The organism is Winogradskyella poriferorum (assembly GCF_050618035.1).
Lineage (GTDB): Bacteria > Bacteroidota > Bacteroidia > Flavobacteriales > Flavobacteriaceae > Winogradskyella > Winogradskyella poriferorum_A.
On sequence record NZ_JBODPY010000002.1, the window covers coordinates 434,699 to 457,464 of the forward strand.

The window sequence follows — 22,766 nt, forward strand, 5'->3', positions numbered from 1 at the left end:
CAATTGAAAGACTCTTATTATTACTGATCCAATTAGACATTTAAGGAATGACGCTATACCAATTAAAGCTCAATGAACTTCGCAATACCATTTACGATAACGAGAGCCAAATCAATACGGTTATTTTCATTCGGAATTATATAGAAACTCATTTTGAAGAGAATTTAATTCTGGATTATTTAACCCAAATGCAACCCGTTTCTAAATACCATTTATTGCGTTTATTTAAAAAATACTATGGTCAGACGCCAAGACAATATCTCATTGATAAACGAATTGAGAAAGCCAAAGTCTACCTGGAAAATGGTATGTCAGTGACAGAAACCTGTTTTGCTGTTGGGTTTGAAGGCCTGGGTTCATTTAGTGCATTATTTAAAACAAAAACTGGAAAAACACCAAGTACTTTTCGAAAAGAGCAACTTTCGAGAAGCAAATTAAATTGAATGTGCTCAACTTTGAAACATAGAATCAAATCCAATTAAAAATGAAAGTAACATTAATCAGTATTCCTGTTAGAGACCAAGAGCAAGCCTTAAAATTTTATACTGAAAAACTCGGCTTCCTCAAAAAAAAGGACCTTCCTTTAGGAGGTGGCAATAGATGGCTTACCTTAGTTTCGGCAGAGTGGCAAGATGGTCCTGAGCTTCTTTTAGAACCTGCACCTAATCATTTTGAACCCTGCAAAGTTTTTCAAGATGCACTTATGGAAGCCGGATATCCATACACGCAGTTTGACACTAATAGTGTTGATGATGATTATGAGCGTTTGAGTGAACTAGGTGTTGAATTTAGTATGAAGCCAACATCGATGGGCACTGTTAAGATTGCTGTTTTTAACGATACTTGTGGTAACAATATTCAATTGGTAGAGCAGTTATAAATCAAAATGATGAATTAGGTGCTCAAAACCTTAAAGATTTAAATGAAAAAGCGCATAAGTCGTTACTACTTTATCCAACTCCTTGTAGGCCTTTTGTTTTACATTTTGATTTTAAATCTAATGGGAGCAATAAATCAAATTGATGACTATGCCAAAGGAAGATTGTTTGTATTGTCCATCATTGGATGTCTAATGTACACCTTCTTTAATGGCCTCATCCATTTATTCAATTTTAGCTACTTAAAGAAACAAAGCAACTTTTTGGCCTTTTATATTCCTATTTTTATATGGTGTATTCCATTAACGGTAACAGTAGCTGAGACGATACATAGTAACATTCCTAAAATTTCAGATTGGCTATTTAATCTTATTTGGATACAACCAATGCTGTACAATTTACTATTGAAGAAGGCCGTAGTGAATGGAATTCGTAACCAATAGTTTCATCATGAAATAAAACCAGAAATTATGATCTTACAATTTATTAAGTTGAAATCGGCACTACCCGAAGAAGATATCCTGAAGAAAGCAAATGCGAGAAAACCTGAGTTTATTGCTATTCCTGGACTTTTACAAAAATATTATGTAAAGCTCAACGAAGAAGGGAAATATGGTGGTATTTATGTTTGGGAAAGTCAAGAAGCCTTATTAGCTTTTAAAGCATCAGATTTAGCAAAAAGCATTCCACAAGCCTATGAGGTTATTGAAACACCAGAAATAGAATTCATGAAAATAATGTTTCAATTAAGGGATTAAATCCTTCCAATTAAAAATAAAAGAAATGAAAAAGTACTTCTTCCTTATATCACTAGTTTTTACCATGTCAATGAGCTTTGCACAAAGTGATGGCCCACAATATCTATTTCATGATTATCTCTTTAGCGATTTATATGTGGTTGACATCATTGAACTCTTTCCCGATTCTACATATACGAGTAAAACATGGTCTTTTGAAGATAAAAAGGACTGGCCAAATTACAAAAACATGGAACCGACTATTGAAAAAGGACGCATTGTAAAAGAAGGTGACTATTACACTATAACAAAATTTAAAGACGGCAAAGAACAAACCTTAGTAAGTAAAATAAAACTAAACAAACGTATGCTCACCTTTTATTATCCAAATGCTAATGGTAAATTAGTACCACAAGGGAAATACAAAAGAATTAACTAGTTAGAATTTAATCGAAAAATTTAGGTTAGATCATATCTTCTTTCTTAACAGAAAAATGACATTTAAATGGACAAGAAAAATACAGCGTTCTCAATACTACTACTTCTATTTACACTTTTCATTTCATCACAAACTACACCTAATGACACCATTTTTAAAAAAGATGGTACCAAAATCATTAAAGACTATAAGACCATAACAACACATAAAGGCTATTTGGTAACCAGTACCTACGAGCTCAGTAGAGAGCGCATTGAAAATATTAGTGATAGTGATTTAGAAAGAATGGCCATCCCATTGAATGAGGTTGATAAAATCATCAGTCACTTTTTGTTCGAAAAGAGACGAAAGGATTTAGACCCTAAAGATAGAGTTTGGGAGTCTGAGACTAATAACCATAAACGTAATGTATGGATTCATCGACGATCTGAAGTAAAAAATGTGCTTTTACCAGACGGCTCTCTAAAACTCTTAACACTACTTGTTGAGGGCAAATGTGACCTCTATTTAGACTATGATTTTGATGATTTCGAATATTCAAATCGATTGTATTACAAATACTACTTTAAGAAAAAGAATGCCATAAGAAGTACGTTGTATGAGGGTGATACTGAAAAGTTTATTACAACCTCATTTAACACTAAAGCCATTGGTGAATTTATCAGAAGTAAGAAGTTTGACTATTTTAATGATTGTCAAGCCGTAACAACTGTATTAAAGGAAAAAGAAAAACTCAATAAGAATGATATTGTTGAGCTGGTTAAATTATATAACACGTCTTGTGATTGATCATTAATTTGTATAGCATGCTAAAGCAAAGGATCGATAAACTAGTCTAATCAAAAAACGAATTCATAAATGACAACTGAAAACACACATTGGAATGCATTTCAAAAAATAGGATTTAGATTTATCTTAATCTACTTTGCGCTTCATATTTCTACTTTTTTCATCTCCTTCCTACCTTTTACAACATCATTTATAACTTGGTCTACAGGTAAAATTCAAGGTGTCGTCGTGTGGTTTGCAAAGACGTTTATGTCTATAGAAATCAACATATTCCCAGGAGGTAGTGGTGATACTACATACAACTATATCGAGGTTCTTTTCTTTTTTATACTTGCCATTATTGGTTGTGTTATTTGGTCTCTAATAGATAAAAATAGATCGAGTTACAATCGTCTTTTACGGTTTTTTAAGATATATGTAAGTTATTATGTTGGCGCTTACATGTTATCGTATGGACTATCAAAAGTATTTTACCTTCAATTCTCAGAACCCTCTTTTCTCGAACTATTTAGAACTTATGGCGAATCCTCTCCAATGGGAATTGCTTGGACCTTTATGGGTGCTTCAAAGGCCTATACGATGTTCTCTGGATTTGCAGAAGTAATAGGTGGTCTATTATTATTCTTCAGAAGAACAAGAACATTTGGCGCTTTAGTCATATTTTCAGTTATGCTTAATGTCTTTATGATGAACATGAGTTACGACATTCCTGTGAAGTTGTTTTCATTTCACCTCATGATTAAAGCACTTTTTATTGCTGCGTTAGATTACAAGCGTATCATTAATCTATTTGTTTTAAACAAATCCAAAACATTTAAGAACCAGTTGCAACCCTTGTTTACGAATAGAAAGTATGGAATAACAGCCACAGTAATAAAATATATGTTCATTATCTATGCCTTTTATTCCTACACAAATTCTGATATAGAATATTGGGAACAACGCTATAATGCTCCTGAACCTTTATTCTATGGCGTTTATGATACGGAGACGTTTATCAAAAATAAGGATACTATAGCGCCACTGCTGACAGATGAGGTTCGATGGAAAAGAATGATGGTAGACAAGGGTTATTTGTCTCAGTATATTGTGGTAAAAGGAATGAAAGATCAACCGCGTTGGTATACTTATGAGTTAGACAGTATTAATAGTACTGTGAAAATGACATCTACTAGAGACAGCTTGGATATATTGAATCTTAGCTATGTGAAAACTGATAGTTTACTTTCGTTTGAGGGACTCTGGAAGACAGACACAATTAAGATACAGCTCAGTAAATATGATACTTCAAAGATTCTATTAACCAATCGTGGTTTTAACTGGATTAATGAATATCCATACAATCGCTAAGCTTTTCATGTGATTTTATTACATTGAATTAAACCTTTGTGCGCATATGGGGTCTTAATTAAAAATTCTGTTATGAAATCTCACCTTTTAACCTACGTCTTACTATTCAGTGCATTATGGTCTTGCAGAAGTGATGACAGCCTATTTGATCTTACAGACTCACAAGATCCATTGATTGAATTACAATTCACCGATTCACCTATTAATCTGCAGGGAACAGATGCTCTATTTGCAGAAAATATTGCTTATGATCAGTACGATAAAACTAAGTTTGACATCTTTTTGCCCATAAGCCAAACACCTACAGGACTCGTTATATTTATTCATGGTGGTGGATTTACAGGAGGAGATAAAACTTTTATATATAATTCAAATTTCGAGAATGAGGTAATTGATTTCTTAGATACAGGCATTGCCGTAGCAACCATAAATTATAGACTTATTGAGTTTGGTGATAATGAAGGAGTTCTTAAGTCTTTAAATGATTCTAAACGTGCCCTGCAATACATTAGATACATTCACAATGAACTTAATATTAATAAAGAAGACATCGTTTTATTTGGTTCTTCTGCTGGTGCCTCAACGGCCTTATGGTTAGCAACTAATGATGATCTACACTCACCAGAGGCAACAGATTTGGTTTTAAGAGAAAGTACAAGAGTAAAAGGAATTGCTTTAAATGCAACACAATCGAGTTTAGATATAGAAACAAGATGGCTTGGGAATGTTTTTGCCGATTTCGATGTGACTTTAGATACTATTATCGAAGCCTATGGAGAGGATACAGTTTATGGCTTTTATGGTGTGAGTAATCAAGCTGAGTACGAGACACCTGAGATTGAGGCTTATCGACAACAGGTGGATATGCTCTCGCTTTTATCATCGGACGACCCTGAAATTTGGATTAGGAATACAGGTGGGCATAACAATGAACCTATGACCATTAGTAGTTTTAACCACCACCCTTTTCATGCAAAAGAAATAAAAGCATTTGCTGATGCTGTTGGCGTACCAAATGTAACCACCTATGGAAATCCGATTTTATACAGTGATACAGGCAATGAAGATTATGTCACTTTTCTTCTGCGAAAGTTAAATGAATAAGACGTTTTTAAAGGCAGAATATTCTTGGAATTTACTTAATAATTGAGTCCTTTTATCAGTTGTGTTGAAACCAATTCATCATCTATTTACTATCTTCGCTTAACTATTTATGTTTTAAATAATCTGGATAAACAATTGTTCTTAAATGCGTAGATTAATTGAACCTTTACTTTATATCGTAGGATTTACTCTAGCATTTAAGCTGTTATTAAGATTAAAATATGCACCACTTGTCCTTATAAGCGTTGTTAGTAATGATATCTCAATTGGTCAACGATTATATTTGATTGGTCTTATTTTACTTTGGAAATTTCTTGCTTTTATTGCAGTTTGGTTAATTGGAAATGCCACAAGAATAGGAATTAAGTTATCACGAAAGACTAATTAAAAATGGAGGCACTTTTTCATTTGTTATTTCAACTTTTAAAAATTCTAATTCTAGCCTCATTTTATTCAACTTTAATAATTCTGATTCTTCTAATATTTTTAAGAATCAGACCAATTTCACGCCTAGAAAAAGTAAATAAGGAAAAGAAAAAGTACTGGTTTATTTCTGGAATTATCTTTTCTATAATACTCTTTATTTATTCATTTACTTATTGGGGAAATCATGGTCTTGGTGATAGTGCAAGAATTCCGATTGGGTATTTTAAAGAGGTAGGAGAAATTAATGGGACTGATGCTTATATCAAACCTAGAAATTATCCATATGGAAATCTGTTAGTTGATTGTTTTAGAACCTCTGAAAACTACTTACTTGGAACAACTAAGCCAAGTACTGTAGATTGGCCTAAACCTTATTTTAGCTGGTATTTGTCAAAAGACCATATTATATTTTTTGATTCAGAATTGGAATACAGTGAACATCTGAAAGCAATTGGATTATCAAAAATTACCAGATGTAAAACTTTCAGAGAAAATTATAAGGATTACTGGGGAGGTTTAAGGTTTTGGTTGTTGCCTTAACAAATTAATTTTTCTCTTAAAATTGTTCAAGCTGTTTTAAAACCTCGGTTTTGTAACTTCTACTTATGGTTAAGGACTTCTCTTTAACCATTACATACTCATTGGTAAATTTTGAAATGGCTGAAATCGCAACAATATAAGAACGATGAATGCGTATAAATTGGGTTTTCGGAAGTTTGGCTTCTACACTACTTATGGTCTCTCGTGTTACTATCACTTTGTTGGAAGAATTAGCCTTTATCTCTTCACCTTTTAAATGTATTTTAATGTAATCACTATAGCTTTCGATAAAGAGAATGCGTTCAAAATCAACTTTGTGCATTTGACGATCTGATCGCACAAACATAAAATCATTGATTTCCTGAACTACACTTGGCTCTAATTTTGAAGCGTCAAGGACTTCAAAATATCTATTTGCTGCCTTTAATAAACGCTCAAAAGAAATTGGTTTCATAATGTAATCCACAGCTTGTAAATCAAATCCTTCAACCGCATAATCTCTGTATGCTGTTGTAAAAATTACTTTTATGGATTTATTTATGGATTTGGCAAAAGCTATACCTGAAATACTTGGCATATTAATATCAAGAAATACCAAATCAATATCGTGCTTACTTATAGTATTAAAGGCCTCTACAGCGTTTTGACATTGAGCTACGACATTAATACGGTCGATCTTAGAGAGATGCATTGCAATTATATCTCTTGCAACAGATTCGTCATCAACAATTATACAATTAACCGTATTAATCATGCTTCAATTGTAATTTTAAGCGTACCTCATAAAGCGCATTAGATTCTGAAATCTCCAAATCATATTGATTTTTAAAAAGTAATTCTAACCGCTTCTTTATATTTTCTAAACCTATCCCCTTTTGGATTGCACCAGATTTATGGTGGGTATTACTAATCTTAAAATCAATTGTTTCATTAGTGCATTCAAAATTAATAGCAATATCTAAACTACCATTCATTATTTTCCCATGCTTAAAACTATTTTCCACAAATGGCAAGAATAACATTGGTGGTATTATTAAGGTATCGGGATAAGAATTAGTTTTTAAGGTTACATTTAAGGTTTCATTAAACCTCATTTTTTCTAGGGCTATGTAGTCTTCGATATGATGAATTTCGTCCTTTAATGTCACACCTGGTTTATCGGTTTGATAAAGTAAATAATCCAATAGATTACTAAGCTTTAATATCATTTGAGGCGCATTCTCCGACTTTTTAAGAGCAAATCCATAAAGAGTATTTAAAGTATTAAATAAAAAATGAGGATGGATTTGCATTTTAAGATAGTTCAACTCTTGCTCCTTAAGTTTTAGTTGTGCTCCAAGAAATTTAGCTTCTAATTCTGTATTGGTCTGTGATTGCTTTAAGTTTAATTTTAAAAGCTTAAACGCACTGACCACTATAACCACCAGATAAATACATATCATTATATAGAGTGTACTTCTGCCTATGCTCTGCACCTTACCTATAGTAAAATTAGTAAGATAAACCAGACCAAAAAAGCCTGATAGAAATATGCCAAAGACCGAAATTATTAAAGTGTAAAGACTATAGATTGAAAATTTCAAATAACGTTTTGGCAATAGATAATCAGGAATGAGTTTATAAATTGACACATAGGTTGTCCCAATAGTTACTGGCATTAGAAATAAAGAAAAAAGCAAAACATGCTTATCTAAAGCTTTATCTGCTCCAATCATAAACCAAAAAAACATCAAGACCATCACCCAAAATAAAAAGTGAAGCAAGAGTTGCTTGGCCAATTGATATTTTTGTTTTATTACTGTCATAATACTCTAATCTACAATAATAAAATATTTACTTTAAGGCTTTGAGATTTATAGATGAATAACAGATTTAGATAGGGATTTAACATTAATGCTATATCCCACTCTAATTCGGTCATCTGTCGCTTTATAAAATTTTGAACCGATTATGAGCCTAAGTTTGTTTCAAGTTTAATCAAAAACACTATTTCTTATGTTTAAAAATGTATTATTTATTGGCCTATTAAATGAAGGCGGTATCGGTATGTACTTCATTCTAATTACTTTCATCCTATCCCTTTTTTTTATTATCATGTCATTTGCTAAAAGGAAAGCGAATGCAACGTATTCTAAGAAAATGATAAAACTATCTGCTGAAGCGAGTATCTTATCCTTAGTTTTAGGATGTCTCTTTTCTGTTGTAGGCATCATACAATTATTTGATATGGTAGAAGCTTTGGGTAATGTGGAGCCAGAACTATTTTCTGGAGGGCTTAAAGTATCATTACTTACCATAACCTTTGGTTTATTTTCCTTTGTAGTTGCACGTGCAGGAATACTAGCCTACAAATGGGCATCTTAATTAAAAATCCTATTAAATGAAGTATTCAAAAACTATTTATATTGCTTTTACAATTGTATTAAGCTTTGGTGTTATTTCTTGCAAAGATGGAACTAATACATCTTCCCCAAATGAGAGTTACTTAATTGCCAAGATAAATGCGGTACAGGAGCAGATCATGGTTCAAGGAAATATTACTGCTGAAGAGGAACAAGCCATATCAAGTCTGTGTAGTATTATGACGAAAGATGACGGCCTAGCTAATCACAGCCCAGAAGATCGAATGGTTCTTAAAGATGTTGACGTAGCTCCAGTATATAGTGGCTGTGAAGGACAATTAGGTAAGCCTTTGAGAACCTGTTTTAATGAAAAAATTGAAGCTTTTATTAAAAATGAGTTCGATATAAATATTGTAAAAGACTTGAATCTTCCCCAAGAAAAGGAAGTTGAAGCCTTTTTTATTATTGATGAAAATGGTGCGCCATCAGGCTTTAAGATTCGTAATGCAGAAGTAACCATTCAAGCTGAAATCTTACGTATTTTTAGAAATATACCAATGATGAAGCCTGCTATACATAATGGCAAAAATGTAGCAGTTCTGTGTTCAATAATTGTGAAATATGGTAATACGATAACTGTCGAATCCCTCTATATTCCAGAGTATCCAGATGACAGAAGTAAGGAGTTTGTCAACTAATTCGATCTAAAAATCCAAATAAGTTTGAAGACACATAAATTAAAATTCATTCTATTATTTTTCTTGTTTCAATCGTGTGTCATTTTTGATAATGATTCAGATCCAATAATTGGAAACTATGAGGTCTCCTGGATAGATTCACCGCGAACACGTGCTATATGCGAAAAATATAGTGCAACAGGAAGTACGGTCTTGGTACCACAGTATGTTTTTGCCATAGGTTATAATTCAGAATTCATTATAGCGAAACAGCATCCTACCAGTGATTTTAAAGAAGGCTATAAAATAGATGTGTCTGTCACCAATTACTTTATAATAGATATCAGAAATGGTACTCATGTAATTGGTCCATTAAATAAAAAGAGTTTTTTTGAGCAGAAATCTAAATTAGATATTGATGAACTTAAATTTACTCGTGTCTACTCAGAAAACTTGTAGTAAAAAAGGTGGACAAGTCCAATAGACAGATAATACGTACTTGCCTACTATAGTCAATTAATACAGCTCATCTTTAGTTTTTGACAATTTGGAAATTTAGATTTTTAATATTTAGCCTTTAATCTCAAATTTGATTTAGTAACTTTAAAAAGGCTTTAGGCTAAATCAAATCATGAAAAAAAATATATTTCGAATTGTATTATTGGTAGGAACTATCGTGTCACTATTCTATGTGCCATGGATTTTAGTTTGGGCTTGGATATTACCTTTACCAGATTCAATACAAGAACAAGTAGATGAAACCCTTAATCACGGTTTCGATGGCATGATCGTTTATGTAGATGAAGCTGGTAAACCACCTGCTTTTTATACTGGAGGTTGGAATGATCGCGATAATAAAATCCCTGCCGATCCAAAGTCTTTATTTAAAATTGCAAGCATCAGTAAACTATATACTGCTGTAAGTGTTGCCAAATTAGCAAAAGCAGAACGCTTGTCTTTAGAAGGCACTTTAGTAGAATATCTTCCTGAACTAAATGGTAGAATTGAAAATGCCGATCGCATCACATTAAAAATGATGGTACAACATCGTAGTGGCATTCCTAATTATACCGATAACCCAAAGTATTGGGAAAATGAACAAGAAAATGGGAAACGAGCACTTGACTTTGTATTAGATCTTCCTGCAAACTTTGATCCAGACGAGGATTATGAATATTCGAATACGAACTATCTGTTACTCCGAAAAATAATGGATAAAGTTTTAGGCTATGACCATAACGAATTTATTCGCAAGGAGATATTACAACCATTGAAGCTCAATAATACCTTCTTCTCGTTAAAAGAAGTTGATTTAAAAGATGTTATGAGTGGTTATTATGTTGGCTACGACCAAGATTTTAAAGAAAACGAGTATGGTATGCTTGCTACTGCAGAAGATGTTGGAACATTTCTACGTGCTTTAAACGATGGCACTGTATTTAAAGAAGGTGAACAAGAATTCTATCCTTATGAGTATGAACATGGTGGTTTGGTTGTTGGGTACCAAAGTCTTGCGGAATATCACGATGATATTGATACAGTGGTCGTTCAATTTATCAATACCACAGACTTTAATGGTTACGAGTGGAACTTATCTGAGATTTCAATAAATCGCATTGTGAAAATTATTAAATCAAACCATTAATTGCTTTGTAATACAGTTACGTTACCAAGATTAAAATAGCGTTAAAAAAGACACATTCGGTGAACAAAAAAGATGGATTTGAGTATTTTCATGGCATGAAACTTAAAAGCCTATTTTACGTACTCTTATTTATTTACGTCGTTAACCTATCTGCACAGGATAAACAACTACTTAAGCCCGAATATGTCATTATTTCAAATGACAAAATCATAACACAAGAACAGCTTAATACCCTTGGAAAACAAGGATTAATTAAGTCTATGAATAAAGGTGTAACTGAGGAAGAGTGGAATCGGCTAGTTCAAAAACTTGGAGATAAAATTGGTGATAGAGAGTTTATAATCACAATAGATCTATTTACTGAAGGTGAAGTCGCTGAACGGCAAAAACAAAAGCCATCAAAAGTAAAAGCACCAACTCCAGTAAAAACTGAAGAGGATAATCTGTTTCTAAAGGTTAATGATGTAGCTAGTGACTTTACAGTACAAATGTTAGACGAGCAGAATATAAAACTCTCCGACTTAAAAGGTAAAGTAGTCCTTTTAAATTTTTGGGCCACCTGGTGTGCACCTTGTTTGATGGAGTTTGCTGAATTTCCGGAAAAAATAACAGCACCATTTAAAAATGATGAATTTGTATTAATCCCTATATCCATTGGTGAAAGAAAAGAGAGAATCCTTAAGAAAATGGATAAAATGAAGAAGTATGGTGTTAACTTTAATGTTGGCTTTGATCCTAAAAAAGACATTTGGAACAAATATGCGACTGGTGCCATTCCTAAAAGTTTCATTATTGATCAAAATGGAATCATTAGATATGTTTCCATAGGGAATTCAGAAGGCAATGTTGATAGATTGGCCAATGAAATTAAAAAATTATTGAGGTGATCTACTCAACATTAATTATAGACTTAACGTATTGAACAACCAACCGACTACAGCAAAACAACGTATTGAATTATTAGACATTTACAGAGGATTTGCCATCTTTGGAATCTTTGTTGTAAATATTGTCATTATGCATTCGACCTATCTTAATCAGGATGCATTTGCGAGTCAATGGACTTCTGTTATCGATCAAATAACAAAGCGCTTTTTGCAATTATTTTTTTACACAAAATTCTTTCCTATTTTTTCATTACTGTTTGGTTTAGGGATTTCAATGCAGGTTCTTAAACTTATGGATAAGGATCAATTTTCTATTTCATTTTTAATAAGACGATTACTCATCTTATTTGTCTTTGGATGGTTGCATATTGTACTACTTTGGTCAGGTGATGTTCTAAATATTTATGCCATCTTAGGGTTTTTCACTTTAATCTTTTTAAAAGCATCCAATAAACTCATTTTAATATGTTCTGCCATCCTGTTGGCCTTTCCCTTCTATGATTCAATTTTAGAAAGTCTATTTGGCTTTTTAAACTTTAAACCAGAATTGGTCTTAAGTAATTATACTGGAGAATCAGTAAATATCATTATAACTCAGGGAAATTATTTTCAAGGAATGAAGTTAAGACTATTAGAGTATTTCTCTAATATTCCTATCCTATTTGGATTTTTGGGTCCAATAGCATTTTCAATGTTTCTACTTGGCTTATATCTCGGAAAAAACAAGATATATGAAACTTTAGAAACATATATAATGACAATAAAAAGACCAATTATTTATCTAACTATAACAACAAATATTTACAGAGTTCTATTCCTTTTTGTACTAACTAAACTCGATCTTTTTAAAATTGAACTTTACAGATCTTTACTTATTAAATTGATGATGTTATGTGATACAATGATGGGTATTTTTTATCTATGGCTACTTGGTTGGTTATGGTACAACAAGACTTGGCAATCATTATTAAGGCCTTTAAAGTATGTTGGCCAAATGGCTTTAACAAATTATATAATGCACAGCGTGGTGGGTTTAATTTTATTTACATCTATTGGATTTAAACTCTATGAAACCTTAAGTCCTTTTCAGACCTTTCTCATTGCAATCCTCGTATTTATTTTTCAAATAGTAATAAGTAGAACATGGCTTAGTTACTTCAAATTTGGACCTTTAGAATGGTTGTGGCGTTGCTTAAGCTATAGAAAGTTTCTCTCCATCAAAAGATAAATAAATCCAATGGTATAGTCATGTTGCAAGCTCAAAACTAAAAGTTTATTGCAATATTGAGACATAAAAAAACCTCTTTTTACAAGAGGTTTATTAATTATCTTAAAGCGTAAGAATTAACTATCTGTTTTATTTTAAGCTTTAAATCCTCACCACTATCGTAGATCATTTGTTCCTCTGTTGGAAACGGTACCGCACGACGGTCTAAAAATGGAATAAGACTTGTATCTAAAGCACGCCTATCACCATTGGCATTGGCATATATATGCTCAAAAACAAATTCGCTCACCACAGGAAAAGCATCTGCCAATTGGTTTGTAACCAAATTGTAATATTCTACATTACCAACAACTTGTACAGCTTTAAACTGCTTAAATTCATAATACTCACAACGAACCGTCTTAATATTATCAACTTCTATAGCATTTCCTAAGCTGTCTTTTACTTTATTGCCCTCAGCATCAAGTAATAGTTTTGTACCATCTACAATATCTTTTTCTTTGATAAGTTGACTTTCTCTTATTTGCTCTGGAGAAATATTGATTTCTCTCAAATTAACGCGCATTTTATAATCATAAGTAATCTGATCGTTTTTATTGTTATGATATGCGGTCCAAGGATCAGTTAACCCATAAGTACTAAAGTTTAATAAATCAGTTTCAAGTCGCTCAGGTATGACTTTTTGGGTATCATTAGTCATTTCAACGAGTACAAAATCAACCCCTTTTTGATATGCTACTTCTATAAGTTGGCGAACATCTTTATAATTAGGGTTTATCGCTTCGATTTCATTAAGTTGATTATAAGCACTTCTGTAGTCCAATTTTTGATTAGAGTTGGAATTCAATAAGGCTAAAGCATTGCCATACATATGAGAGGAAGCTTTATCAATATAATGAGATATCTGAGTAGAATAGTTGTTAATAGGAAAGTTTACTTCTGATCCATCTACATATAAAGGCAACAAAGGCTTTACACGTTCTTGTCTATTATCTATACTAACGTATAAATCATAGATCTTGATAAAATTCTCAGGATTATTCGTTGTCTTTAAGAAGTTAATATCATTTAAGTCACGTTGATTAGCTTTGTTGTAAGCATCTTTCAACATTACAATAAACTGAGCTTTTCTATTTTTTGATTTATTATTACGAAGTTTATTAATAGCATTAGTAATTGCCAAATCATAATTACCAGTGTTCACAGCTTTCTCAATACGTCTGCTAGAACTACATGAAATAATTAAGGCTATAATTAAAAAAAATGGGGCAATCTTTCTCATTTTAATCCAGATTAGTCGGTTTTAAATAGGCAGTAAAAGTAGACTTTAATACGTTAAAACGCAAATTTATACGACGAAATGCGCATATTAGTAAATATTTATTTCAAAAATCTTGGTTAAATTAAGTGACTAAATGGATGGAGTTTTATAAATTACGGTATGAGATTTATCTTTCTTTTTTTCTTTGTCATAATGATGTCTTTAGATATCCATGCACAATTGGAAATGCGTCATAACCCTTATATAAAAGGTAAGATTGTTTTAAAAAATGATAGTATTAAATCTGGATTTGTAAAACTAGATGCTTCAGCTTTTAGAGTACGTTATAAGGCCATAAAAGACCAGAAATCAAAAGAAAAAATCGACGCTAAAACAATAGAAAGCATTGTTATTGTCACGCCTTCGGGTGGTGAGCGCACTTTCTATTACAAACAAACAGACCAAGATAAATTTCCAAAGTTTGTAGAGCTCCTAAGTACTGGAAAATATGATCTTTACCTCTACTCTCCTAATGAAGCAAGTTTGTACTATAAAGATGTAGATCGTAGTAACGTTAGTGATTACTTGGCCTATACCAGAGATATGGAAGGCCTAGGACATTACTCTGCAGAAGAAATCAGAAAAGAAGTTGCAAAAATTGTTAATCCCAAGTATCTCCTCGATTTAAAATCATCTGATCCCTTATATTTTATTTACTCAAATAGAAAACTTAGAAAAAATGCGCCAAACTATTTTAAGGATTGTCCATCTCTAGTGAGTAGAATCGAAAGCAAAGAATTGAATCTAGATGATATTCTTAAAATAATAGATTTATATAACAACTGTTCAAAAAACTAATTGCTCGTTATTACCATAAACCTCTCTATCTATTAAATGAATAAAAACATATTTTACCTCGTTTCATTATTTACAATCTTGTTGTGTCAGTTCAACTGGGCGCAAACTAGTCTTAAAGGAAAGATTGTAGATTCTAAAGGTGATCCAATTGCCTATGCTCATATTCATGTTGAAAATACCAATCTAGGGACTATATCTAATTACAAAGGAGAATTTAAGCTAATCGTGAGTTCTGAACAATTAGCAAACAACATTGTTATTTCATTTTTAGGTTATAAAACCAAAAGCATTCAATGGAGTGGTGAATACAATATTATTACGTTGATTGAAGATGCAACTCAATTGAATGAAGTTGTTGTGGTTTCTACAGATTTTGCAAAAGAATTAGTGGTAAAGGCTATAAATGCTATTCCAAATAATTATCCTGCTACCAATGAAAAACACACAGGCTTTTTCAGAGAAACTACCTATTTAAATGCGAATTCCGAACCCGCCTATATTGCTGAAGCCGTGATAGAAGCGATTAAAGAAGGCTATAGTAAAAAAAGGAGATCTGGTGATGTAAAACTTATTGAACTTAGAAAATACGAAAGCACTCAAATCGATTCTTTACCGACACGAATTTATGCAGGTAGCCATCATATACATCGATTTGATGTTGTGTCTCGACGTGAAGGCTTTATGAGTAATATTAAAAACTATGAGTTTAAACTTGTTGATACTTTAAAACTAAATGATAAAGATGTTTTCAAAGTTCAGTTTAGAAAAAGAAACAAATACTTTGGTCATGTTTATATTGAAGATGGTTCTTTTGCCTTTGCCAAAGCTGAAATAAATCAAGATTCTAATTTCGATATACCTGGTGAAGGCAGACAGTATCTCAAATTCACAGTAAGCTATCAAGAGAGCGAAGACGGTATATGGCGCTTTAATACTTCTAAATATAAAACTGCCTTTAAGAGAGGAAGGCGAATCCTTCATTTAGAAAGTGAGTACGTGAGTACAGATATAAAACGCAGCGAAGAAACAATTCCCTATCTGCAACGTCTACAGTTTTTAGAAATACTTCTTGATAATACTAAAGAATATAACCCTGATTTCTGGGACAACTACAACACCATAGCAACCGATGAAACTTCAGAAGCCTATTTCAAATCGATGCAAATTAACCAAAAACAAGATGAAGAGAACCAACCAAAACGGTTTAGGGATATTCTTAAACGTTTTGTTTTTGAGTTTGGCTTTTCTTGGACCAATTTAGATATAGGTGCTCATACTATTTCTTACACCAACGACTTTCTAAACATTGAAGAAAACAGCAATGGCTCTAATAAAAGTGCAATTAACCTTTCTCTGTCAATCTTATATGAATTAAGTCCTAAGTTAATGATTGGTTATACGCGCGAAAGTCATATTTCAAAAACTGGAATTAATTCAGATAATTTAATGCTTGCGAGTAAGTTCAATATAAACCCTAATGGAAGACCTATGTACCTGTCTCCACGTTTAAATATTGGATTCCAACAATTAAATGTATTTCTCGATAGTTACGATCTAGAAGATGATCTTGTGATTGATGGCAAAAAATTCAATAGTGAAACAGTTGATGTCTTTAGGTCCCAACGTGGTTTTCGATTAAATCCTTCATTGGCATTTACTGTTGAACAAAACAAAAGAATTACCTTCTTTGCTTCCGTTGGTTTGAATTTTTCTTTTAACGAAAAATACGGACTTCTATTTAGGGAAAAGGGTGGTTTTAATTTGACAAGAAATACGGTATTTTTAGAAGAAGGAATGGGTAATTTAGGATTTGAATCAAATCGAGATTCTCTTATTAAGAATAATCTCATCCTAGGTGTAGGTACAATATTTAAATTTTAAGTCATCAATGAAATCTGTAAAATTCTGTCTTATAGGTATAGTAGCTACACTCTTATCGTTTGGTTTAAACGCTCAAAACTTATTTTCTGAAGTTGGTATTGGTATCGGCAACGTTATTGGAAACGAGCACAAACTTGGTAAAGCAGAATTGCATTTTAATATTTTAAAACAGAATAACTATGGGCAAATGGGTATTGATTTGTCCTTAGGTGGTAACTTTATTCCTGGTGATCACAGTCAGTTATCTGAAAATACCGAAACCCTTTCTGCAAACGATGCTAAATTTACCGCATTAACCTTTTTCTACAGATTACCCTTAGGTAAGAAAACTTTCGTTGAACCTCGTATTGGTTATGCATCACTGTACCACTCTGTAAATACAAATGACGAATCCACCATTAAAAAAGCCAACTTTACTTATGGTATTGGTCTAGGCATCCATTTAATAGAACGATTAACCTTAGGATTAAGATATCAGTTTCTAGGTACCACTCCAGATTATCAAGGGACTAGAAATCAGATACAAGTTGTTTCAAATTCTGAGCCTGTAGATGTTGTTTTACTAAGGATTTCTTACAGGTTTAATTGGGATACTATTTTTTAGATAGGATGCTCATATGACGATTTAGCTTTTTGAAATGTAAACGATAATATAAAATCCATATGGAATTTAAAACCCTTGAAAATTGTAGTGTAACAGAAATTGCAACCACATTCAATAAAGCATTCTCAGACTATTTTATCCCTATACAGCTAACAACCGATCAGCTCAACGCTAAGATGATTGTAGATAAGACCGAACGTGCGATTTCCATTGGTGCTTTTGACAATGACAAATTAGTGGCCTTAATGCTTCATGGCAAAGACATTATAAACGGTGAAACTATAGCTTATAATAGCGGCACTGGTGTCATTCCTGAATATCGAGGCAACGGCCTTACAAAAGAAATGTATAAGCGTTTAGAACAGCGCTTAGAACATCATAATATATCAAAGATTGTACTCGAAGTTATAAGTGAGAATATCCAAGCCATAAAGTCATATGAGAAATCTGGTTTCCAAATTAAAAGAGAATTAGCCTGCTTTAAAGGCCATCCTAAATCTATAAAGCCTTCTTGGAATCTAAAATCAATTGATCTGACTGCACAAAATTGGAAGTTGATGCAATCTTTTTGGAATATTGAACCGACCTGGCAAAATTCAATAAACGTTTTAAACACAATTAAGGACACAATATCTGCCTTGGGTGCCTATTCTGACGAACAATTGGTAGGTTATTGTATTTATGACCCAAATACAAAAAGAATTCATCAAATCGCAGTAAAAAAAGAATATAGACAGCAAGGTATTGGTACCTCCTTTGTGTCCAGTATTTCAGTAGATTACGAGCAAGTAATTTCAATAATCAATGTAGATAGGATCTCAAGAGCAACTTTTAACTTTTTCGAAGGACTTGGAATGGAAAATAATTTTAACCAATTTGAAATGATAAAGTCGTTGTAATCAAATGGCACATTAACCGTTATTTGATATTGAAAATAGTATTTTTAATCATTAAAACACCTCAACTTTTAAGTACCATGAGAGACTTAATAAATTACAGTTTTTCAAAATATTTTAATATTCTATTGCTAAGCTTCCTAACGGTAATTATGCTTTCTTGTAATGGTAAGAACCCTAATGCATCATCCTTGGATATTGCCAAGAAGTATTACCAAGCACTAGACAAGTCCAATCGTGAGGTTATGTCTGGTCTATTAGAAGATACGCTCTATACCGTTGAGACCGATTACAATTATAAACATGCATTTACAAAAGAAGATTATGTAAATAATTGGATGGTATGGGATAGTTTATTTAATCCAACCTATACAGTTCTTGAGATCGATACCTTGAATGATCAGATTAAAGCCATAATTTCAAAGCACGATATGCGTATTCAATTGCTCCATGAGGCTCCTACAGTATGGACAGAAACTATGTATATTAAGGATAATAAAATAACAAGAATAGAAAGGCAGAATGTGACGTTTAATGATTCCATATGGATTAAAAACCGGGCAGAATTAATCAATTGGGTTAATATTAATCATCCAGAGCTTATTGGCTTTTTAGATGGACAGAATAAATCAATTGGAAAGAAATACTTAAAAGCCATTACATTATTCAACAATTCTCATCAATAACCCACTTAATGAACTTAAAGTGCAATAAAAAAGAGGGCTAATACCCTCTTTTTTCTATATTAAGACCCTTAGAATGCAATAGAAACAGGACATAACTGTCCTCCCGTTTCAGTAGTTCCGCTAACAACTTCTAAATCACCAGTTATATATCCTGGGCCAATAACCTGTGAACAATCCGTGGCTATTTGTGAAACTTGTTCATCATTAATAAAAAATAAAAGATCTACTCCAAGGGTGCCCTCATCTTCATTAGTAGAAATAGAAAATTCATCAGAGGCACTAATAGTACCTTCAAAAACAAGTACACCATCAATAGTCTCAACTCGTAAAGGAGCATCTTGTAATTGACCATTGTATCTTATAGTTAATTCTGAAATAGCACTATCGCAATCAACACACGGTTCTTCAATTTCCATCTCTAAAGCAATATTGTCAATGGCACCAGAGCTGTTCATTATTATTTCCATAAAAGCAACATTAGTAGTTTCAAAAAGGTCCACTGTAGATTTCGAATTATCGCCTCCTGGTTCTACTTCATCGCTAAAAATAATATTACCAGAAATATCATAAAGGTTTACCACTGTTGGATTTGAAGATTCTTCGATATCTAGAATGTCAAATGAATTTAAAGTTATAGACTCATTTTCACTATAATCAAAAAAGAAACTTGCGCCAATTTCAAAAATATCATCAGGATCACTAGAATCTAAATCCTCAGATAATATAAGCACATTTCCTAGTGCAGTATCATTAGTGACTCCTCCTGCCCCTATTCCTGGTCCACCATATAACTCATTAGGAGTACCTATATCAAAATCACCTCCTGAAGGATTTGAAGAATCGAATACCATTGCCGCATTATTATTTGGAAATGCTAGCGTAATACCTTCAACTTGTGCATTTTCGAAAGGATCATCAATTAAAATTTCTGAGACAATATCACCTGGATCGAAATTTTCAAAATCAATCAGGTAAGATTCAGTCACCACATTAGATACATCAGTGTCGTAAATAAAAAAGGGTTGGGAATTTAAGTGAACGTTAAAACTGGGTTCTGTTTCACAGGCAAATAAAACACATAACAATGCCAATGAAAGCTTTGTAAAATTTTTCATGGTAGATTAAATTTTAAGATTTGGTCTAATAAATTTACGAAAAAATGAACCAACACTATACTTTTCAAAAGAAAAGCGAAAACTGGTCTATTCTTTCATTTTAAAAAACAGTAACTTTAAGTCAATCTTGTTTTAATCAAAATTTTAACTCATAATATCTTGAAATCTAAATATGATGTGCTAGGAACAGATTATGCAACGAAGCGCAAAAGCGACCCTAGAATTCAACATCAAATTTTTGAAAAGCTTAAAAACGCTGACAAAATCCTTAATATAGGAGCAGGAACAGGTTCCTATGAGCCCATTGACAAAAACTTAGTAGCAGTTGAGCCGTCAATGGAAATGATAAAACAAAGAAGTGCAGACGCACATCCTGTTATCCAAGGTTCAGCGGAGTCCTTACCATTTCCTGATAATAGTTTCTCTCATGGCCTTACCATTTTATCCATGCACCATTGGACAGATAGAATTACCGCCTTTAAAGAAATAAATAGAGTGGTAACAGATCAGTTTATTGCAGTAACGTGGTATCCCGAATCTAAACCCTTTTGGCTGACCAAAGATTATTTTCCAGAAATCTATGATATTGATAAAGTGATTTTTCCATCAATATCTGAAATGGAAAATCATTTTGAAAGTATTAGTGTTGAACCTTTATTGATACCTGAAGATTGTATAGACGGCTTTTTGGCAGCCTATTGGAAAAGACCACAAATGTATTTAGATGCCAATGTAAGATATTCAATTTCTAGCTTTTCAAAATTACCATCCGTATTAAATGGCCTTAAGAAACTTAAATCAGATCTTGAAAATGATAATTGGCATAAACAGAATGAAAAACTTTTGACTAAATCCCAATTAGATGTGGGATATGTTATTTTAACCTGTAAAATCAGAAAGTAAAACTCAATTGATATGAAAAAGAGCTTTGGAATATTAGTCATTCTCATTTTACTATATGCCTGCGACAATAAACCTTACCAATTAGAATTCACCTATCCACAAGGTAAGCACAAGGCGCTTGTTTTAAGTTATGACGATGGTACTATTCAAGATATTGATCTTGTGAAATTATTTGATAAACACAACTTAATAGGCACTTTTAATCTCAATTCTGGGTATTTAGATAAGACCATTGGTTGGCCTTTACAAAATGGTGATACAATATTCCAACGCTATGTCCCTAAAGATTCATTGAATATTATTTATAAGAATCATGAAATCGCAGTGCACGGTGAGCTACATAAAAATTTCTTGGATATTTCAGATGAAGACATTCTTAAAGAAATTGACTCAGATATAAAGGTGATCAGAAATGCAACAAATAAAGATATTAGAAGTATGGCCTATCCCTTTGGCAATACTACTCCTCATATTGCCCAGTTAATTTCTAAAACAGGGTTAATTAATGGAAGAACTATTGCAGATACACATCAATATGGGTTTCCTGAAAATTATTTTATGTGGCATCCTACATGTCATGATAGTAGGGTAATGGAACATTTAGATTCTTATTTAAAATTAAATAACAAGGAATTATCACTGTTATATGTTTGGGGACACTCTTGGGAATTTGATGATGAAAATAGGTGGAAAAATATGATTGTATTTTGCGAAGCCATTGCTATGGCTGAAGATATTTGGTTTGTTAGCCATGGAGAGTTAACAGAATATTTACTGTCGACAAACAAGGTAAAAATTGAGGGTAATAAAATCTATAACCCGGAAGAAAATCCTACTGTATGGATTACACTATCTGATGGTCCAAAAAAAATTAATCCTGGCGAAACCTTAATACTATCTGATTATGAATGAAATTGTGAATAAGGATTATAAACTCACATCAATAGACAGATCTACCAATCTGGCCAAAAGTCTTGGGTTAGAAACTTGGAATATGGTCCTTGAACATGTTAAAAATCTGCCTTATGGTAGAAATTCAAACAGAGAAGATTTTAGCCTAGTACTTAAAGAGCAAAAAGGTTCCTGTAGCTCCAAACATGCAATTTTAAAGGAATTAGCTGATCTTAATGAAATACCAAATGTTGAGTTAATTCTTGGCATATATCGCATGGATGCAATTAACACGCCACAAATTGGAAGTGTTTTAATCGACAATGGCTTAGCCTATATTCCGGAAGCACATTGCTACCTTCAAATTGATAATGAACGTGTTGATCTTACCTTTAAAAATTCAGATATTAAAAATATCGAAACGGCTATTATTGTTGAAAAAATTATACAACCGCAAGATGTTATCGATTATAAAGAAAAGTATCACAAAACATTTATTAAAAATTGGCTAACTGATTCTGATTTACCTTTAAATATTGAAGAATTATGGAATATTAGGGAAAGATGTATTGATAACATTACCCAATAAAACATAAAAAAATTGCGACACTTAATATTTTAACTTTTAA

28 protein-coding genes are annotated in these 22,766 nt (G+C 32.4%); 24 read left to right on the forward strand and 4 right to left on the reverse strand.

Annotated elements, in window-relative coordinates; genetic code table 11:
• Positions 1 to 47 precede the first annotated feature (47 nt).
• The 10 genes from ACRHOC_RS06805 (at position 48) to ACRHOC_RS06850 (ending at position 6,263) form a co-directional block, all read left to right on the forward strand.
• Entirely contained in the window at positions 48 to 443 is a 396-nt protein-coding gene (locus tag ACRHOC_RS06805) for a helix-turn-helix domain-containing protein (protein ID WP_431157836.1), read from the forward strand.
• A gap of 41 nt (positions 444 to 484) precedes the next feature.
• Positions 485 to 880 (forward strand): VOC family protein, encoded by a 396-nt coding sequence (locus ACRHOC_RS06810; RefSeq protein WP_431157837.1) that lies wholly within the window; start codon positions 485 to 487, stop codon positions 878 to 880.
• 42 nt (positions 881 to 922) lie between these two features.
• Positions 923 to 1,321 carry a hypothetical protein gene (locus ACRHOC_RS06815; RefSeq protein WP_431157838.1) on the forward strand — a complete coding sequence of 133 codons (399 nt, stop codon included), beginning with the start codon at positions 923 to 925 and terminating at the stop codon, positions 1,319 to 1,321.
• 27 nt (positions 1,322 to 1,348) lie between these two features.
• Positions 1,349 to 1,636, forward strand: a complete 288-nt coding sequence (locus ACRHOC_RS06820) for a hypothetical protein (protein ID WP_431157839.1) — start codon at positions 1,349 to 1,351, stop codon at positions 1,634 to 1,636.
• A gap of 25 nt (positions 1,637 to 1,661) precedes the next feature.
• Complete coding sequence (locus tag ACRHOC_RS06825) at positions 1,662 to 2,054, forward strand: hypothetical protein (protein WP_431157840.1); 393 nt, start codon at positions 1,662 to 1,664, stop codon at positions 2,052 to 2,054.
• 66 nt (positions 2,055 to 2,120) lie between these two features.
• On the forward strand, positions 2,121 to 2,843 hold the full coding sequence (locus tag ACRHOC_RS06830) for a hypothetical protein (RefSeq protein ID WP_431157841.1): 723 nt from the start codon (positions 2,121 to 2,123) through the stop codon (positions 2,841 to 2,843).
• A 69-nt stretch (positions 2,844 to 2,912) separates the two neighbouring features.
• Positions 2,913 to 4,193, forward strand: coding sequence for a hypothetical protein (locus ACRHOC_RS06835; RefSeq protein WP_431157842.1), 1,281 nt, complete (start codon positions 2,913 to 2,915; stop codon positions 4,191 to 4,193).
• Positions 4,194 to 4,265: 72 nt separating this feature from the next.
• A complete protein-coding gene (locus ACRHOC_RS06840; protein ID WP_431157843.1) occupies positions 4,266 to 5,297 on the forward strand; it encodes a carboxylesterase family protein in 1,032 nt (343 codons plus the stop codon).
• Between the two features lie 145 nt (positions 5,298 to 5,442).
• Entirely contained in the window at positions 5,443 to 5,685 is a 243-nt protein-coding gene (locus ACRHOC_RS06845; protein WP_431157844.1) for a hypothetical protein, read from the forward strand.
• Positions 5,686 to 5,687: 2 nt separating this feature from the next.
• The gene (locus tag ACRHOC_RS06850) at positions 5,688 to 6,263 is read left to right on the forward strand and encodes a hypothetical protein (RefSeq protein ID WP_431157845.1); all 576 of its coding nucleotides are present in this window, start codon (positions 5,688 to 5,690) and stop codon (positions 6,261 to 6,263) included.
• 16 nt (positions 6,264 to 6,279) lie between these two features.
• Here the strand turns inward: ACRHOC_RS06850 and ACRHOC_RS06855 are convergent, their stop codons facing one another.
• Positions 6,280 to 7,017, reverse strand: coding sequence for a LytR/AlgR family response regulator transcription factor (locus tag ACRHOC_RS06855; RefSeq protein ID WP_431157846.1), 738 nt, complete (start codon positions 7,015 to 7,017; stop codon positions 6,280 to 6,282).
• The gene (locus tag ACRHOC_RS06860; protein WP_431157847.1) at positions 7,010 to 8,068 is read right to left on the reverse strand and encodes a sensor histidine kinase; all 1,059 of its coding nucleotides are present in this window, start codon (positions 8,066 to 8,068) and stop codon (positions 7,010 to 7,012) included. The genes ACRHOC_RS06855 and ACRHOC_RS06860 overlap by 8 nt, the downstream gene beginning before the upstream one ends.
• Before the next feature lie 190 nt (positions 8,069 to 8,258).
• On the opposite strand from ACRHOC_RS06860, the gene ACRHOC_RS06865 reads away from it, so the two are divergent.
• The 6 genes from ACRHOC_RS06865 to ACRHOC_RS06890 all read left to right on the forward strand — a co-directional run bounded on the left by ACRHOC_RS06865 (position 8,259) and on the right by ACRHOC_RS06890 (position 13,042).
• Positions 8,259 to 8,627, forward strand: coding sequence for a MotA/TolQ/ExbB proton channel family protein (locus tag ACRHOC_RS06865; protein ID WP_431157848.1), 369 nt, complete (start codon positions 8,259 to 8,261; stop codon positions 8,625 to 8,627).
• 16 nt (positions 8,628 to 8,643) lie between these two features.
• Positions 8,644 to 9,303, forward strand: coding sequence for a hypothetical protein (locus ACRHOC_RS06870; RefSeq protein WP_431157849.1), 660 nt, complete (start codon positions 8,644 to 8,646; stop codon positions 9,301 to 9,303).
• A gap of 24 nt (positions 9,304 to 9,327) precedes the next feature.
• Positions 9,328 to 9,741 carry a DUF3997 domain-containing protein gene (locus ACRHOC_RS06875; RefSeq protein ID WP_431157850.1) on the forward strand — a complete coding sequence of 138 codons (414 nt, stop codon included), beginning with the start codon at positions 9,328 to 9,330 and terminating at the stop codon, positions 9,739 to 9,741.
• A gap of 172 nt (positions 9,742 to 9,913) precedes the next feature.
• Positions 9,914 to 10,927, forward strand: a complete 1,014-nt coding sequence (locus tag ACRHOC_RS06880) for a serine hydrolase domain-containing protein (RefSeq protein ID WP_431157851.1) — start codon at positions 9,914 to 9,916, stop codon at positions 10,925 to 10,927.
• A gap of 59 nt (positions 10,928 to 10,986) precedes the next feature.
• Positions 10,987 to 11,814, forward strand: a complete 828-nt coding sequence (locus tag ACRHOC_RS06885; protein ID WP_431157852.1) for a TlpA disulfide reductase family protein — start codon at positions 10,987 to 10,989, stop codon at positions 11,812 to 11,814.
• 31 nt (positions 11,815 to 11,845) lie between these two features.
• Entirely contained in the window at positions 11,846 to 13,042 is a 1,197-nt protein-coding gene (locus ACRHOC_RS06890; RefSeq protein ID WP_431157853.1) for a DUF418 domain-containing protein, read from the forward strand.
• Positions 13,043 to 13,139: 97 nt separating this feature from the next.
• On the opposite strand, the gene ACRHOC_RS06895 is transcribed toward ACRHOC_RS06890, so the two are convergent.
• Positions 13,140 to 14,324 (reverse strand): hypothetical protein, encoded by a 1,185-nt coding sequence (locus ACRHOC_RS06895; RefSeq protein WP_431157854.1) that lies wholly within the window; start codon positions 14,322 to 14,324, stop codon positions 13,140 to 13,142.
• A gap of 159 nt (positions 14,325 to 14,483) precedes the next feature.
• On the opposite strand from ACRHOC_RS06895, the gene ACRHOC_RS06900 reads away from it, so the two are divergent.
• From ACRHOC_RS06900 to ACRHOC_RS06920, 5 genes are all read left to right on the forward strand, one after another.
• Positions 14,484 to 15,161, forward strand: coding sequence for a hypothetical protein (locus ACRHOC_RS06900; protein WP_431157855.1), 678 nt, complete (start codon positions 14,484 to 14,486; stop codon positions 15,159 to 15,161).
• Positions 15,162 to 15,197: 36 nt separating this feature from the next.
• Complete coding sequence (locus tag ACRHOC_RS06905; RefSeq protein ID WP_431157856.1) at positions 15,198 to 17,042, forward strand: carboxypeptidase-like regulatory domain-containing protein; 1,845 nt, start codon at positions 15,198 to 15,200, stop codon at positions 17,040 to 17,042.
• 7 nt (positions 17,043 to 17,049) lie between these two features.
• The gene (locus tag ACRHOC_RS06910; RefSeq protein ID WP_431157857.1) at positions 17,050 to 17,646 is read left to right on the forward strand and encodes an outer membrane beta-barrel protein; all 597 of its coding nucleotides are present in this window, start codon (positions 17,050 to 17,052) and stop codon (positions 17,644 to 17,646) included.
• Between the two features lie 59 nt (positions 17,647 to 17,705).
• Positions 17,706 to 18,545, forward strand: a complete 840-nt coding sequence (locus ACRHOC_RS06915) for a GNAT family N-acetyltransferase (protein ID WP_431157858.1) — start codon at positions 17,706 to 17,708, stop codon at positions 18,543 to 18,545.
• Positions 18,546 to 18,622: 77 nt separating this feature from the next.
• The gene (locus ACRHOC_RS06920) at positions 18,623 to 19,228 is read left to right on the forward strand and encodes a hypothetical protein (protein ID WP_431157859.1); all 606 of its coding nucleotides are present in this window, start codon (positions 18,623 to 18,625) and stop codon (positions 19,226 to 19,228) included.
• 68 nt (positions 19,229 to 19,296) lie between these two features.
• Here the strand turns inward: ACRHOC_RS06920 and ACRHOC_RS06925 are convergent, their stop codons facing one another.
• On the reverse strand, positions 19,297 to 20,343 hold the full coding sequence (locus ACRHOC_RS06925) for a DUF7467 domain-containing protein (RefSeq protein ID WP_431157860.1): 1,047 nt from the start codon (positions 20,341 to 20,343) through the stop codon (positions 19,297 to 19,299).
• 159 nt (positions 20,344 to 20,502) lie between these two features.
• Between ACRHOC_RS06925 and ACRHOC_RS06930 the strand changes: the two genes are divergently transcribed.
• From ACRHOC_RS06930 to ACRHOC_RS06940, 3 genes are read left to right on the forward strand one after another with little or no spacing between them, the layout of a single operon-like run.
• The gene (locus ACRHOC_RS06930) at positions 20,503 to 21,246 is read left to right on the forward strand and encodes a class I SAM-dependent methyltransferase (RefSeq protein WP_431157861.1); all 744 of its coding nucleotides are present in this window, start codon (positions 20,503 to 20,505) and stop codon (positions 21,244 to 21,246) included.
• Between the two features lie 12 nt (positions 21,247 to 21,258).
• On the forward strand, positions 21,259 to 22,158 hold the full coding sequence (locus ACRHOC_RS06935; protein ID WP_431157862.1) for a polysaccharide deacetylase family protein: 900 nt from the start codon (positions 21,259 to 21,261) through the stop codon (positions 22,156 to 22,158).
• Complete coding sequence (locus tag ACRHOC_RS06940) at positions 22,151 to 22,726, forward strand: hypothetical protein (protein ID WP_431157863.1); 576 nt, start codon at positions 22,151 to 22,153, stop codon at positions 22,724 to 22,726. Before ACRHOC_RS06935 ends, ACRHOC_RS06940 begins: the two co-directional genes overlap by 8 nt.
• Positions 22,727 to 22,766: the final 40 nt, after the last annotated feature.